The sequence below is a fragment of the Chitinophaga skermanii genome, from assembly GCF_003259335.1.
Taxonomy (GTDB): domain Bacteria; phylum Bacteroidota; class Bacteroidia; order Chitinophagales; family Chitinophagaceae; genus Chitinophaga; species Chitinophaga skermanii.
The window spans coordinates 514,263-528,471 of the sequence record NZ_QLLL01000002.1; the positions used below are offsets into that span (position 1 = coordinate 514,263).

A 14,209-nucleotide genomic window follows, 5' to 3' on the forward strand; every position below is an offset into this window, starting at 1 on the left:
CGTATGCCATCAACAGAATATATCAGTAGTACCGACATAGCACCGGCGCCCTCTACGAACGGGCACGAGCTGCACCCTTCTTTGGAAGCGGCCCATAGCGAGGAAGTGCAAGAGATCATGGGAAAGATGCCTAACTGGATTATTCGTCGTGGTATTATCCTCGTGGGTTTGATATTATTGTGCCTATTTACAGGCGCCTATTTCTTCAAATACCCCGATGTAATACCCGCCCGCGTGTTGATCAGTTTCGCTAATCCACCCGTAAAAATCATTGCCCGTAATAGTTTGCCTATACAGAATTTATTAGTAGAAAATAACGAGGTGGTAAAAACCGGGCAGATCTTATGTGTATTGGAAAATGCGGCAGATTATGCCGATGTGTTAAGGATAGCCGTTATGACTGACCAGGTTGATAGTGCTTTATCATTACGGGTCACCATTGAAAGTTTGCAATTGCCCGTGGGATTGCAGTTGGGAGAATTACAATCTCAATATACAGAACTGCAGCAGAGCATTGCAGCTTACCAATTTTTCTTGCACCACAATACTTACCGGGCTAAAATATCGGCATTACAAAAGCAATCGGCCTATTATGGTGAATTGAATTCGGTATTAGGTCAAAAGGAAAATATTTTACAGGAGCAGTACCGTATTCAGCAGAACCGGTTTGCGGCAGATTCAAGCTTGGTACAAGACCGGGTGATTTCGCGGAACGAATTTAACGAATCGCGGAAGCGGATTTTGGATCATGAAATGAATACGAAAGATAACAAGAGTAATATTATCCAGAATAATTTGCAGCAAACGGAATACGAGAAAAACATTTCGGAAACCGCCATGCAGCTTCAAAACGAGGAAAATTCGTACGAACAGAAAATCCGTGATGCAGCCAAGCGTTTTAAAGGTGCTTACAGCGAGTGGAAGCAACGTTATATATTGGAAAGCCCTATGAATGGGCAAGTGAGTTTCTTTAAGATTTGGAAATCGCACCAATTTGTACAGGCGGGTGAAGGTATTATGATGGTAACACCACCTACCGACAATTACATTGCGCGGGGTGATATTTCAATTGTGAGAGCGGGTAAGATAGTGGCTGGTCAGCGTGTGTTGATTAAATTACCTGCTTATCCATTTGAGGAATACGGGATGTTACGGGGGCACGTGGTGAGCCGGTCGAACGTGGCCATGGATAGTACGTATAGTATAGAAATTAGTTTGGATAATAAATTGATTACTTCGGCGGGCAAAGAGATCCCGCAGCAGCCCCAGCTATTTGGCGAGGCGGAAATTATTACCGAAAACAAAAGTGTTTTAACCCGTTTGTTTGAGAAAATCTACGGTAATATCCGTCGTTAGTGGCCCCGCTTATGCACGAATTTACAGGTTGTTACCGTGCTTTTTGTCCATTCATCAAAACGGGCCAAAGGCTGAATTACCGTGCAAATAAGCCATGGATGGGGACCCAATCCGAAATGTATAAATCGATTGCAAGAAGAATGGATATAGGAAATTTTGACGATTTGACTATATTCGTATAGAAGAATCCATAATCAAGTTAACTAATGAGTAATTTTCAACTACCTCTTTTCGGCGATGTGAATCCAAGATCGTTGGAAGAGTACTACGAGCAGGACATCGAATTGGGCGGCAAAGTTGTGCGCATCGACCTGAATTTTGAAATGGTGAGCGTTTCTGAAAAGAAATTAGTGGCTTTACAAGAATTATTGGCTCAATTGCCGACGTTGCAAGCAACGGCATGGGAAGCCTTTCAACAAGATTTAGCAACTAAAGATACTATTAAGCAATTATTACGCTTTTTCTTAGATGAGAAGCTAGATAAAACCGTATTGGCTGATTTATTAGCGAATGCGAAGGAGGGTAATAGTGACGAGGAGAAATTGTTATCGGCCTTTGAATTGAAGCGTATTGGGTTTTTCCCGGAGCAGGAAAACGAGTTCGTGATCATGGATTACAGTTTACCTAACAACATCAACAATTACTTGGTGGTGGCGTATTTGAACTCTAAAGGAAAAGTAACGGTTGTAGAAATTGAAGACTAATCATTCATTATTTACAAATAGAGCCTCTCTTCACGCAAGTAAAGAGAGGCTTTTTTATTATAGATCGGTGTATGCATTGGTGAGCACAATTTTGCCAATATGCTTACTAGTTTCGAGTAATTCGTGTGCTTTCGCAGCATCTTCCAGGGCAAATTCGGCAAACACCATAGGTTTGAACTTACCGGATTCTATGAGTGGCCAAACGTTTTCTTTGACGGCTTGGGTAAGGTTTGCCTTGAACTTTTTATCGCGGTTGCGGAGGGTGCTACCCGTGATGTAGATACGCTTTTGCATCACTTCCCGTATATCGAGGTGTACATCGGCACCGCCCATGGCATTGATGTATACAAGGCGACCATCGTGGTTCATGATGTGGATGTTTTTACGAAAGTATTCGCCGCCGATCATATCTAAGACTACATCAATACCTACATCTACAAGTACATCTTCGAATGCTTGTGACTTGTAATTAATTGCTTGTTCGGCACCGAGGTCGAGGCAGGCTTGGCATTTTTCATCGGACCCGGCGGTGGTATATACTTTAGCACCCAGCGCTTTGGCTAATTGGATGGCAGTTATACCGATTCCGCTTGTGCCGCCATGTACGAGGAAATTTTCCCCGGCGGTTAAGCGACCACGTTCAAAGACATTGCTCCATACAGTGAAAACGGTTTCGGGTAAGCTGGCGGCTTCTATAAAATCGAGATTCTTTGGAATGGGCAGGCAATGAGTAGCTTTGGCGGTGGCATATTGCGCATAACCACCTCCCACAATCAGCGCGCATACACGGTCGCCCGTATCGAAGCCTACCACCTCTTTACCGGTAGCGACCACTATACCGGCCACTTCGAGCCCTGGGATATCTTGTGGAGCGCCGGGTGGTGGTGGATAGTTCCCTTTGCGTTGGGCTATATCCGGTCGATTTACACCGGCGGCTTTTACGGCGATGAGGACTTCATCGTCGGCTAGCGTTGGATCGGGATGATCGACTAACTCTAAGACATTAGGAGCGCCGAACTTTGTTATAACAACAGCTTTCATATCAATAAATTTTATGCTAGTTCTTAGTATGTAACAATCCATCAACAAATTAGATCGCGTTTTGTAATATAAATAAAAGTTGGCCATGCATACGATTCATATTAAGCGGGCATATGAGCCGGCGAGCAAGCTGGATGGGTACCGTGTATTAGTTGATAGGTTATGGCCGCGCGGGGTTTCTAAAGAGGAATTACAGGCAGCTGCTTGGGAGAAAGAAGTAGCACCTTCGAATGCGTTACGTACGTGGTTTCATCATGAAGTAACGAAGTGGGAAGAATTTGAGAAGCGGTATGTGGCGGAATTGAAAGTGAACCCTGCGGTGGATGAATTATTAGCCAGCTTGCAAAAGCATACCACCATTACCCTACTCTACGCTGCGCATGACGAGGTGCATAATAATGCAGTAGTGCTTCGCTCTTTCCTTCAAAAAAAACTACATTAATCTAAAAATTGGCCTAATTTTCCCGCCAATCGGTATGGTACGAATGTTTCATACCAACATAAAACTAGAACATGACACAAGAATTATCACCCTGTATTCGCACGGTGAACGTGATGCGCTACGTAACGCCCTTGCGCGAAGGCGGCTCTATGCCAGCCATCGTGGAGGCGGACGATGATTTCATGTATGTCGTGAAATTTCGTGGTGCAGGGCAAGGCATCAAGGCTTTGATAGCGGAACTTATAGGTGGCGAAATTGCACGGGCATTGGGGTTAAAGATCCCAGAGATCGTATTTGCGAATTTGGATGCGAGTTTAGGAAGAACAGAACCTGATGAGGAAATACAAGACTTATTAAAAGCCAGCGTAGGCTTAAACCTTGCTGTGCATTATCTTTCAAGAGCCATCACGTACGATCCAACAGTTACTACGATAGAACCATTGTTGGCCTCGAAAGTGGTTTGGTTAGATTGCTTATTAACGAACGTAGATCGTACGGCACGCAATACTAATATGTTGATGTGGAATAAAGAACTATGGTTGATTGACCATGGGGCGTGTTTATACTTCCATCATAACTGGACAAATTGGGAAGAGCAGTCGAAACGCCCATTTGTGCAAGTAAAAGACCATGTGTTATTACCACAAGCAAGCGAACTGGCAGCGGTAGATGCATTGTTCAAACCAATATTAACAGAAGAACGCATCCGGGCTATAGTTGGGCTTGTACCAAGTGAATGGTTAACCTTCAACGTAGAAAATGAAACGGCGGAGGAACGCCGTGAAGTATACATCCAATTTTTATTAACGCGCATTGCGAATTCAGCCATCTTTTTAAACGAAGCACAACATGCAAGACAATCACTTATTTGAGTACGCCGTAATTCGCGTTGTACCAAGAGTGGAGCGCGAAGAATTTTTAAACGTTGGTGTGATCGTATACTGCAAATCGAAACGATATTTAGGCGTAAAAATTACGTTGAACGAGCAACGCTTACAAGCATTTTGTCCTGTAGCAGATGTGGAAGAAGTGAAGACCTATTTACATGCGATAGAAACGATTACTGCTGGGAATAAAGGTAGTGGGCCTATTGGGCAACTCGACCAGGCCAGTAGGTTTCGCTGGTTAACAGCTACAAGAAGTACGATTATTCAAAGCTCCAAAACACATACAGGCTTAGCCAAAGATCCAGCAGCTATTTTGGAACGATTGCACGAGCAGTTGGTATTGTAATGGAAAACATATTATAGCCTAAACGCCTGTTATACTTTCGTGTGGCAGGCGTTTTTTTTGCTATTCTAATAGCATGTTACAGGTGATCGATCTTCTATGATAACTATGCTTAAAAGGTTTTACCAAATTTATTGGGGGCAATTGCGACGAAGGTAGTTTACCCGGTATATTCAACCCAATAAAACCAATCTATATCATTATCAACTACTTACATTCATTTTCACAATAAATAAAAGGAAAAAACACATACCAACTTGGGGCGAATCCGTCATTTTAGAGCGGAGTTTGCGACAGTATCTATGTATAATTTTAGGGTATGAAACACATATCCATTCTTGTTCCTGTAGGCCATTCGAGTGTAACAAATATCGAGGGCACCCAACAAATTCTTGAAGCCACAAATGATATTCTCCGGGCGAAAGGGGAAGAACCGGTATTTCATGTGCAACTAGTGGGCATTGAACATCAATCGTCGCAACGTGGGGGTCGGTATACCATACAACCCGATGTATTAATACAGGATGTTCCGCGTACCGACTTAATCATTATCCCAGCTATGCACGACTTACCGGGCGCCTTACAAGCGAATGCGGCCTTTAAACCCTGGATATTGCAACAATATGCACAAGGTGCAGAGGTGGCGAGCTTTTGTATCGGGGCATTTTTCTTGGCAGATACAGGACTTTTAAACGGCAAGCAAGCTGCCACACATTGGCAAGAGGCGCATCATTTTAGAACAATGTTTCCCCAGGTGAAATTGGTAGACGATAAAATTATGACGGCGCAAGATCGCTTGTATACCAGTGGCGGCGCCTATTCATCTCTTAACCTATTAGCCTATTTGATAGAGCAATATGCTGGGCGAGATGTAGCTGTACATGTGGCGAAAATATTTATGATTGATATAGATCGTGTGAGCCAGTCACCCTTTATTATGTTCAATGGTCAGAAGAACCATGCTGATGAAAATATATTACGCGCACAAAATTACATCGAAGAGAATTATGAGGAGCGGATTACTGTAGAGCAATTAGCAAGTGTATGTACTTTAGGAAGGCGTAGTTTAGAACGCCGCTTTAAAAAAGCGACGAGCAATACCGTAACAGAATATATTCAACGTGTGAAGATCGAAGCGGCGAAACGTGCGTTTGAAACGAGTACATATAATATTAATGAGATTATGGATAAAGTAGGCTATACGGATGTGAAATCGTTCCGTTCTGTATTTAAAAAATTGACTGGATTATCGCCGTTGAGTTATAGAAATAAATACAACCGCGAAGTGATGATGAATTGATTTTAGCGACCGTGCACTTTCATAACTTATTAATTCTTATAGATTTTATCTATTTTTTATTTTGTGATTCTATTGATTCCTGCTTGCATTTTCCTGTATCACAAATTAGCTACAATACTTAACTGTATTGCATTTCATAGGATTTTTACCATTTATATTTATTGGCCTATAATTGTAGAACTGTGCTGGCTTGGGGTTTGGGAGGAAAATATTTTTTAAATAAGATTTGGCAGGAATGAAATATTTCCTACATTTGCACTCCCAACGATACAGACGGAGGGAACAAAAAAAGATGATTCCGTAGCTCAGTTGGTAGAGCAATACACTTTTAATGTATGGGCCCTGGGTTCGAGTCCCAGCGGGATCACAGAAAACAACAAAGCCTACGCGATGCGTAGGCTTTGTTGTTTTAGTACAAATATTATTAAGTTACTTTCATATGATAGAAAAACAAAGCCGGCTGTTATCAACCGGCTTTGCTACTAATAAAGTATTTTGAAAAATTACGATAAGGCCACCTCTCCTGTTTTCGCTTTCGACATTCTCTTTCTAATTACTAAAGACACAATCCAAACGGCTAATAATACTACCAGGATGATAATCTTCGTATTATTCAACTCCGAAAAGAAATTATTCAGCGAATGAACAGCTGCTACTGCTAGTAACGACTGCGTAGTATCAGCCACTTTCCCAATCCCCCAAGTTCCAAGTATTAAAATACCGAAGAATACAAAATTCGAAGTAGTAAGTGAAAAATTAAGATGCCATAGGAACCAAAGTGTAGCAATAACCAGGATACCAAGAAAAGGAGGCAACGACTTAAGTTCTTGTTGCAAGAATCCACGCCAGCCAATTTCTTCCATTAAACCATACACTAAAACAGCAAAAACTCCCACCACAGGAATGGTTCCATTCGTGAAATATGCTGCGCCACAAATTAAAGCGATGGGGAATACCCAATATAATAATACAGGGAATAGTAACTTTTTGTAGTTTCCTTTTAAAGAAAGTACAGGTTTTATATTAAAAACCTTAAAAACAACCAATGCACCTACCGCAGGGCCTATGCCACGAAGTACTACTTTTAAAAAATCGTTCGACACAGCCTCTAACAAGTTAGTTTTAGTGGCTAGGTATCTGCATGCGATGGCAATTACGTAAAAGGTAAGGATAGCTAAAAAATTTACTTTCTTCTTCATTTTTTCGATTTGGATGACATGACAAAGGTAGGTAAGCGATTTCCTCAAAAAATTGACGAAGGGTAAGAAATCAAATCTTATGCAAGTTTTTTCCGAATTCTACTTAAGCTTTCGGCCGTTACGCCCAAATAAGACGAAACGATCTTTAGGCATGTTCGTTGAAAGATCTCGGGTCGGTCTTTAATAAGTTTAAGGTATCTTTCGGTAGGCGAAAGCGTTAATAAGCTGATTTGTTCCATCTGCTTACGAATAAACATGGCATCTGAAATGGCTTTCCCGATGTATAACCCAGTGGTGGAGCGGGCGTATAAACCCGTTAAATCATCATAACTGATCGACCATAATGTAACATCTTCTAGTGCTACTGTTTTAATGATTGTTGGACTTTGGGTTAGAAATGACATATAATCGCTAAAGAATTGGTGCTCGTAATAAAGGTTAATACAAACATCCTTGTCGCCGGTTTTTACAAAATGGCCTACAGCGCCTTCCATAAGGATGTTGACATACTTCTCGGTTTTATGGTAGTCTTTGATAATGTCATTCTTCGCATATGTGCGTACTTCTATGCATTCTGTAAATGCGGTCCAGATATTTATTTCTGCTTTATAAAATGGATCGAATATCTCTTTGATCTTACTTGGTGTAGGTTGCATATCTACGATTTAGCCTTTGGTAGCTGAAAGGAAGTATGTTTAACCTAGATGGGTTCCAGTGATCATAGCTTACCCTTTCAATACTTGAAAAGGCTAAATTTACATGATTTTGAGGTCTGCGTATTGTCGGCCGGCAATAATTTGATGATTTTTTCCCTGTAAACCTACTTAACAATTTGAATAAACCTCTCCAATGGTATTATTCATAACTTCCTAAAGCATTCAGTTCATTAACATATTTTATTGTATCTTCTTTGATTTTTATATGATGCCCTAGATGCCCATAATTTTATCTATTCTATTCTTTAAACAATATATAAACACCACTTACAACCTTCATTAAATATTTAAAGAGAAAGGCTTCCCCAATAGGCAATCCTTTCTCTTTAAAACATCTATTATATTAATTATTTGACAATATAATTTTAGACGCTGTTGTATTTTTAATAAACAAAATTGCGTCAAAATCTATTCCCAATTTTACAGGCAAGGATCTTACCAATGTCCAATTCGCATATATATTCATAATGTTATTTTTAGCGTTCGCGAAGGGGATTGGTCTTGTATTAAAAGACAAGTAATAATTAGCATATGTTGCTTTTGCAAACATGGCAGAAAAACTACCTTGTTCTGCTTCAAACGAATGGCTAGTTAATCCCCCTGGAGTAATTACAGTTACTGAACCTTTGTAGGTATCAAATCCTAATACGTATAAATTCTGACCGAAATTTTCCTTTAAATGATAGCCCAACCCCTTAAATTGTGCCATGGTAGTATCCTTTGCGAGATGTATATTATGCGCCCATACAATTGTTTTGCCCTTATGAGCCGCATACTCCGCAATCACATTATCGGCCATGTACTTATCCCTATTAAATGGGTCGCCTGCATATTCTTCACGATCGAATCCAAATACACGCACTTTTTTTGTTGTTGGTTGTCCTTCATTATATTGTTTCAATAATTGGAACAGGTTATATATCTCTTCTGTGTTGTATAAAACCATATCCTTCATCAATAATTTTAGGTTTCCGCGTCCATTAGTAATGTATTCATTAATAGGTTCAATATAACTTTGTATGCATTCAAATCCAATTTGCCTATATTCTAGGTTAACAACTAAGTATTCTATAATGCGACGTTTCTGGTTATAGAACTCTTTTGTTCCATGCGACGCTTCTCCCAATCCAAAAACAACATTGTTCTTTAGTTCGGTGGAGAGAAATTGAAGATCGTTTGAAGTAGAAGCCGTATCAGCAGCCAAAGCATATGCGTGTTCGTTGATCCATTTAACATTTGCATCTTGTGAATATGCTGTTGAAATACTTGTTAAAAAAACAATAAAAATGGCCAAGCAGCTTATTTTCTGCATAAATTTTGGTTGATATAGTGTAATGAATAATATAATATCTAACCATTAGATGCAGGCATATGCAATTTCCACAAGATATCTTGGCCAATTTATATTAATGATGCACATCCTTACTATCACGAGGAGCCTCTACCCTATCAAACATACCATAATCGCGAATTACGGAAGCAATCCGCAAATGATAATCTTTGAAAATATATGCCCGGCCTTTCGATTGAGCAGCCCTATGTATCTCCAAGTTGCGCCATTGTTGAATAGCGCTTTCATCACTCCAAAAAGAAAGCGATAATATCTTCCCTGGATGAACGAGACTTTGAAACCGCTCGATAGAAATAAAACCAGGTATTTTCTCCAGTTCCGGTTTAAGACTCGCAGCTATTTGCAGGTATTCGATTTTACAGCTATCGTCGTTGGGAATTACTTCAAAAATAACAGCTATCGCATGCTTATTTGTTGTCATTTTCTTTCGTCCATGTTGAAGAAAATGTAACACCTCTTCATATAATTGAAAACGGTTCTTCTCTAAGTGTAACACATGCGTTCCTTTGCTGATTACTATATATTTTTTGTCATCTACATTTTCCAAAGTCGAAAAAAGCTTTTCAGCATCTTGATTGTTGGGATATTGATCCCATTCACCACGTATGACTAATGTTGGAGGTTGAATGTTCTTAGGATTGTAATATGATTGATGATGTTGTAAATCAATTATATCTTGAATAGGGCCTGCTGGAAATTGAATTTCGTTTGTATTATGCTTTACCGCGTATGGATCGGATGCCTTCCATACATCTCCCCAACTTTCGAAGATAGCAGGTTCAAGTTGCCTTTCTTTACCAACAGGGGTTAATTTATCCATGGCACTAATTCTTTGCTGAGGTGTTATAGAATGAAATGCTGTTTTTACCTGTTCATATGCCGATGCTGTTTCCTTTGCTGTTATAGCAGCAAACAAGACCAGTTTGGCTACTTTGCCAGGATACTTTGTAGCATATAGCGCTGCTACAGACCCTCCCCACGAATGCCCAACGAGGTAAACTTTATCATAGCCGGTTTTCTTACTAATAAATTCAACAGCTTTATCAATATCCTTATAAACATCCTTTGCACGCCCAACCGGCTCTTCTTGTGAAGCAGTATCACTCATAGTTGGATAACGATCAGCATACCCATAACCCAGAAAATCCAGCGCATACACATCATAGCCATTTGATGTTAAATGATCCATCCAAGAAACGTTGTTCATTCTAAACCCAAAAGATAGCAGAGAGGGGAATGAACTGCCATGAATAAATAACACGGGATAATCGTTTGAAGGAATGTTAGGAGATTGATGAGCAATGGCCAGTTGTAAACCCTGTACATGACTTCCTGTCTTTAATATTTCTATTGTTTGCATTTTGGGTGATTTAAGCAACACATCATTTACTTGCCCATTTGCTCGTTGTATAATAGAGGCAACCAAGATGATGTGCAATACTAAAAATTTCATGTCGTCTATTTTTTGCTCCAAAGCTCGCTTTTCAATAACTTTAATACTTCAATCCATACTTAACAATGATTGTTTCATCATGGAAAATCAGTTCCGCCATCTCACTTCTTTAATTGGCGACCCCGTTCGCAGTATAATTTTATGGACGCTTCTTGATGGAAGGGCGTATACGGCGATGGAACTTGCCATTTGCGCCGATACTTCACCACAGAATATAAGCATGCATCTCAGCAAACTTTTAGCCGCCGATTTACTAACGGTTGAACGGCAAGGGCGACATCGCTATTATAGATTTTCGCGGCAAGAAGTAGCGTATGCTATTGAAGCTTTAGCGAATTTGATTCCTCAAAAAAAGAATAAAAAACCAGTTACTACAATAGATACTGATATTAAGTATTGCAGAAGTTGTTATGATCATTTAGCAGGAAAAGTTGGTGTATTACTGACTGAAAACCTAGTTACAAAACGAGTAATTGAACTTGATGATAAAGCATACCAAGTAACCCAAAAGGGGATTAAATTCTTTAGCGAACTGGGAATTGACGTGGCTACCTTGAAGGATAAACGCCGGCTCTTTGCGGTGCCGTGTTTAGATTGGAGTGAACGAAAATATCATCTTGCAGGATCACTAGGTGCAGCAATGCTAGCACAACTATTGGAATTAGATTGGATGCGAAGAAAAAAAGATTCCCGGGCTATTTATATCACTGCAAAAGGCAGTAGCGAGCTATATAACAATTTTCAAATAGAAGTATAAAAATATCTCCACTATATTTTTATACTTTTTTTATCATGCATACTATTTTAAAGGCATTTTAAATAAAAAGGTTGCAAGTAAAAACTTGCAACCGGTCATTCTATTTTCGCTTATGATTGGCTAAATGAGCTATTTATTACCTATTTTTCTTTATCATTACCTTCTAAGATATTGGTAATCCGGACCTCCATATCTTGTAAGTGATATTTCGAAATTCCTGATTGAACCGGAATCGCACGGCGAATATCTCCACGTAACGACACCAATTGTGCACGTACTAATGTAGATGCATCATTACCCGTTGGATCGGGGTTTACATAAAGAATGGTGCCATTACCGTAATTGCCTCCTGTAATCTCACTTACTTGCTTAAATGCTTTTTTAGCTTGTTCGAGATACATCTTTTGAAGATTACGACGGTATAAGTCTACCGGCTTATTGGAATAAAGTTCTGACCAAACTGTACTTTTTAAATCTTCCAACATTTCACTAGCAGTGTATGTCTTCGATCCTTTATTCATTTCTGCTTCGCGGGTAAGACTAACAATCGTACCTGATGCTAATAAACGTTTGATAACATTTCCTTGTGCAATACTGATATACAAAGCACCATCAAGTCCTGTTAAATTTGTTAGAGTATCGTTAATCAGCCATTTCTGCGTAGTGAACACGTACTCTTGCAAGAATTTCATCGCTTCCTTTTGTTTAGCGTATTCAACAGCAGTTATTTGCACGCCGGGTTGTTCTACACTTTTCAAGGTTGTATAAGAACCACCTACGCTCTTCAATACTTGCGCACTTAATAGCATGTATTGACGCAATAACGTTTCATACATATTCTTTAAGTTCTCGTAGCCTTCATTTGGTACACGCGTCCAATTTTTCAATTGAGGCAATACGCGTTGCAAGTTTTTAAGGCCGTATTTAGCTGCAATAACATTGTTATCGCCTAAATCTTCACTTTGGCTGCGAGGATCGGAGAAAGAGAATTCACCACCGAAGAACAAACGTTTGTTAGCAGCAAGGCTATCAATTACTAGTTTATTCATGAAAGCAATTTCTTCGTTGGGAGATTTGAATTGTGGATACCAACGGTAACCGAATTCGATCGCCCATCTATCGTAATCACCAATACGTGGGAAAATACCTTTCTCACTGATATTATCTTCTGGCTGTGCTACCCAGTTAAAACGTGCATAGTCCATGATTGAAGGCGTGTGACCATGTGCTTCTACCCAAGCTTTATCACGCAGCTTTTCAACCGGCACTGTAGAACTTGAACCAAAGTTATGTGCTAAACCAAGTGTATGACCAACTTCATGACTCGAAACGAAACGGATTAATTGACCCATTAACTCGTCATCAAACTCCATTTTGCGTGCTCTTGCATCTAATGGTCCTGCTTGAATCATATACCAGTTACGCACAAGCTGCATAATATTGTGATACCAGTTGATATGCGACTCAATAATTTCACCACTACGAGGATCGTGAACGTGCGGACCACTAGCATTCGCTACAGCAGAAGGCTTATAAACAATTACGCTATGGCGAGCATCATCAATACTCCAGGTGGAATCATTTTCAGGAGCCGGCAATGCCTTAATTGCATTTTTGAAACCTGCTTGCTCAAAAGCTTTCTGCCAATCGTTTACACCGGCAATCAAATACGGTACCCATTTCTTAGGAGTAGCCGGATCGATGTAATAAACAATCGGTTGTTTAGGTTCTACTAATTCGCCACGTTTGTATTTTTCAACATCCTCCGCCTTCGGCTCTAAGCGCCAACGCGTAATTAAATAGCGCGCTTTTACACCTTGTGGATCAGCATCAAAATCAACATACCCTCTCGAAAAGAAACCTACGCGCGCATCTGCGTAACGTGCTTGCATAGGTTCTTTTGGTAATAAAACCATCGAGCTGTTTAATTCATAAGAATCTGGAATGGTGGCACCAGGCTGAGCACCTGTTGACATATAACTGCGTAATGTGCGAATCTCGATATTCATCGGGAAAGCCTTCACGCTTGTTATAAATGATTTATCGGCTTGTACAGCACCTAATTTCAACGCTGCTTTAACCATAGGACCGAAGTGGAATATCTCGTTTTCATTATTGAGCATATCCGTTACATCGATCACGGTAGCATTGGCGGCTTTGTTGTATGCTTTTACTGGAAAAACGGCTGCAATGGGTTCTAAGTTCGATTTAATTACGGCACGGAACATCCCGTTTTCGGTAGTATCCGATGAGCGTTCTTGGAAACGCATAACTTTCATCAAGATTTTATCGTCTTGACCCTTATCGAAATGAACAACGTTTTCAGCGATTTGATCGCCTGCGTACCCCGTCATGTTGGGTCTTGTATTCGTAGCGGCTTGCCCAATTCGATTTACGACAAGAATAGCGCGTGTTAACATCGAATCCGGGATCTCGAAAAAGTAACGACCACCTACTGCATGCACAGTAAACATGCCTGCATAAGATTTTGCTTTAGCTGTAATAACTTGGTCGTACGGCTTAATGCCGGCAGGAAGAGAGTCCGTTTTTTTTGCAGTTGAATCGGCAGGAACCGGTGAAGCTGCAGGTTTGTTCTTTTGCGCTAATGCGCCCGTGCTGATAGCAAGCAACGACGCGAGTGCAATGTTACGTTTAAGCAT

The 14,209-nt window shown here is 40.2% G+C and carries 13 protein-coding genes and 1 tRNA gene; 8 read left to right on the forward strand and 6 right to left on the reverse strand.

Annotated features, from left to right (window positions below):
* Window positions 1-3: 3 nt before the first annotated feature.
* Together LX64_RS06200 and LX64_RS06205 are read left to right on the forward strand one after the other, a co-directional pair.
* Window positions 4-1,356, forward strand: coding sequence for an HlyD family secretion protein (locus LX64_RS06200; RefSeq protein ID WP_111596746.1), 1,353 nt, complete (start codon window positions 4-6; stop codon window positions 1,354-1,356).
* Between the two features lie 206 nt (window positions 1,357-1,562).
* Window positions 1,563-2,060 (forward strand): DUF2004 domain-containing protein, encoded by a 498-nt coding sequence (locus tag LX64_RS06205; protein WP_111596747.1) that lies wholly within the window; start codon window positions 1,563-1,565, stop codon window positions 2,058-2,060.
* Window positions 2,061-2,117: 57 nt separating this feature from the next.
* On the opposite strand, the gene LX64_RS06210 is transcribed toward LX64_RS06205, so the two are convergent.
* On the reverse strand, window positions 2,118-3,101 hold the full coding sequence (locus tag LX64_RS06210; protein ID WP_111596748.1) for an NAD(P)H-quinone oxidoreductase: 984 nt from the start codon (window positions 3,099-3,101) through the stop codon (window positions 2,118-2,120).
* Between the two features lie 85 nt (window positions 3,102-3,186).
* On the opposite strand from LX64_RS06210, the gene LX64_RS06215 reads away from it, so the two are divergent.
* From LX64_RS06215 to LX64_RS06235, 5 genes are all read left to right on the forward strand, one after another.
* Complete coding sequence (locus LX64_RS06215) at window positions 3,187-3,543, forward strand: DUF488 domain-containing protein (RefSeq protein WP_211324745.1); 357 nt, start codon at window positions 3,187-3,189, stop codon at window positions 3,541-3,543.
* A gap of 71 nt (window positions 3,544-3,614) precedes the next feature.
* Window positions 3,615-4,415: a HipA family kinase gene (locus tag LX64_RS06220; RefSeq protein WP_111596749.1), complete on the forward strand. Its 801-nt coding sequence runs from the start codon at window positions 3,615-3,617 to the stop codon at window positions 4,413-4,415.
* A complete protein-coding gene (locus LX64_RS06225; protein ID WP_111596750.1) occupies window positions 4,393-4,776 on the forward strand; it encodes a DUF3037 domain-containing protein in 384 nt (127 codons plus the stop codon). Before LX64_RS06220 ends, LX64_RS06225 begins: the two co-directional genes overlap by 23 nt.
* Window positions 4,777-5,092: 316 nt before the next feature.
* A complete protein-coding gene (locus LX64_RS06230; protein WP_111596751.1) occupies window positions 5,093-6,073 on the forward strand; it encodes a GlxA family transcriptional regulator in 981 nt (326 codons plus the stop codon).
* Between the two features lie 294 nt (window positions 6,074-6,367).
* Window positions 6,368-6,440: transfer RNA gene (locus tag LX64_RS06235), tRNA-Lys, on the forward strand.
* Window positions 6,441-6,576: 136 nt separating this feature from the next.
* On the opposite strand, the gene LX64_RS06240 is transcribed toward LX64_RS06235, so the two are convergent.
* The 4 genes from LX64_RS06240 to LX64_RS06255 all read right to left on the reverse strand — a co-directional run bounded on the left by LX64_RS06240 (window position 6,577) and on the right by LX64_RS06255 (window position 10,813).
* Complete coding sequence (locus LX64_RS06240; RefSeq protein WP_111596752.1) at window positions 6,577-7,272, reverse strand: CPBP family intramembrane glutamic endopeptidase; 696 nt, start codon at window positions 7,270-7,272, stop codon at window positions 6,577-6,579.
* Between the two features lie 77 nt (window positions 7,273-7,349).
* On the reverse strand, window positions 7,350-7,928 hold the full coding sequence (locus tag LX64_RS06245) for a Crp/Fnr family transcriptional regulator (protein ID WP_111596753.1): 579 nt from the start codon (window positions 7,926-7,928) through the stop codon (window positions 7,350-7,352).
* A 403-nt stretch (window positions 7,929-8,331) separates the two neighbouring features.
* Window positions 8,332-9,300: an erythromycin esterase family protein gene (locus LX64_RS06250; RefSeq protein ID WP_111596754.1), complete on the reverse strand. Its 969-nt coding sequence runs from the start codon at window positions 9,298-9,300 to the stop codon at window positions 8,332-8,334.
* A 94-nt stretch (window positions 9,301-9,394) separates the two neighbouring features.
* Complete coding sequence (locus LX64_RS06255; protein WP_148707212.1) at window positions 9,395-10,813, reverse strand: alpha/beta fold hydrolase; 1,419 nt, start codon at window positions 10,811-10,813, stop codon at window positions 9,395-9,397.
* A 58-nt stretch (window positions 10,814-10,871) separates the two neighbouring features.
* Between LX64_RS06255 and LX64_RS06260 the strand changes: the two genes are divergently transcribed.
* On the forward strand, window positions 10,872-11,549 hold the full coding sequence (locus LX64_RS06260; RefSeq protein WP_111597053.1) for an ArsR/SmtB family transcription factor: 678 nt from the start codon (window positions 10,872-10,874) through the stop codon (window positions 11,547-11,549).
* Between the two features lie 140 nt (window positions 11,550-11,689).
* Here LX64_RS06260 and LX64_RS06265 read toward each other — a convergent pair whose 3' ends face one another.
* Window positions 11,690-14,209: a zinc-dependent metalloprotease gene (locus LX64_RS06265; RefSeq protein WP_111596756.1), complete on the reverse strand. Its 2,520-nt coding sequence runs from the start codon at window positions 14,207-14,209 to the stop codon at window positions 11,690-11,692.

What these genes read in the sequence shown, in the direction of transcription:
- LX64_RS06225 (WP_111596750.1), top strand. Translation starts at nt 4,393, where the DNA reads ATGCAAGACAATCACTTATTTGAGTACGCCGTAATTCGCGTTGTACCA.
- LX64_RS06205 (WP_111596747.1), top strand. Translation starts at nt 1,563, where the DNA reads ATGAGTAATTTTCAACTACCTCTTTTCGGCGATGTGAATCCAAGATCG.
- LX64_RS06220 (WP_111596749.1), top strand. Translation starts at nt 3,615, where the DNA reads ATGACACAAGAATTATCACCCTGTATTCGCACGGTGAACGTGATGCGC.
- LX64_RS06260 (WP_111597053.1), top strand. Translation starts at nt 10,872, where the DNA reads ATGGAAAATCAGTTCCGCCATCTCACTTCTTTAATTGGCGACCCCGTT.
- LX64_RS06265 (WP_111596756.1), bottom strand. Translation starts at nt 14,209, where the DNA reads ATGCTTAAACGTAACATTGCACTCGCGTCGTTGCTTGCTATCAGCACG.
- LX64_RS06245 (WP_111596753.1), bottom strand. Translation starts at nt 7,928, where the DNA reads ATGCAACCTACACCAAGTAAGATCAAAGAGATATTCGATCCATTTTAT.
- LX64_RS06230 (WP_111596751.1), top strand. Translation starts at nt 5,093, where the DNA reads ATGAAACACATATCCATTCTTGTTCCTGTAGGCCATTCGAGTGTAACA.
- LX64_RS06240 (WP_111596752.1), bottom strand. Translation starts at nt 7,272, where the DNA reads ATGAAGAAGAAAGTAAATTTTTTAGCTATCCTTACCTTTTACGTAATT.
- LX64_RS06200 (WP_111596746.1), top strand. Translation starts at nt 4, where the DNA reads ATGCCATCAACAGAATATATCAGTAGTACCGACATAGCACCGGCGCCC.
- LX64_RS06210 (WP_111596748.1), bottom strand. Translation starts at nt 3,101, where the DNA reads ATGAAAGCTGTTGTTATAACAAAGTTCGGCGCTCCTAATGTCTTAGAG.
- LX64_RS06215 (WP_211324745.1), top strand. Translation starts at nt 3,187, where the DNA reads ATGCATACGATTCATATTAAGCGGGCATATGAGCCGGCGAGCAAGCTG.
- LX64_RS06250 (WP_111596754.1), bottom strand. Translation starts at nt 9,300, where the DNA reads ATGCAGAAAATAAGCTGCTTGGCCATTTTTATTGTTTTTTTAACAAGT.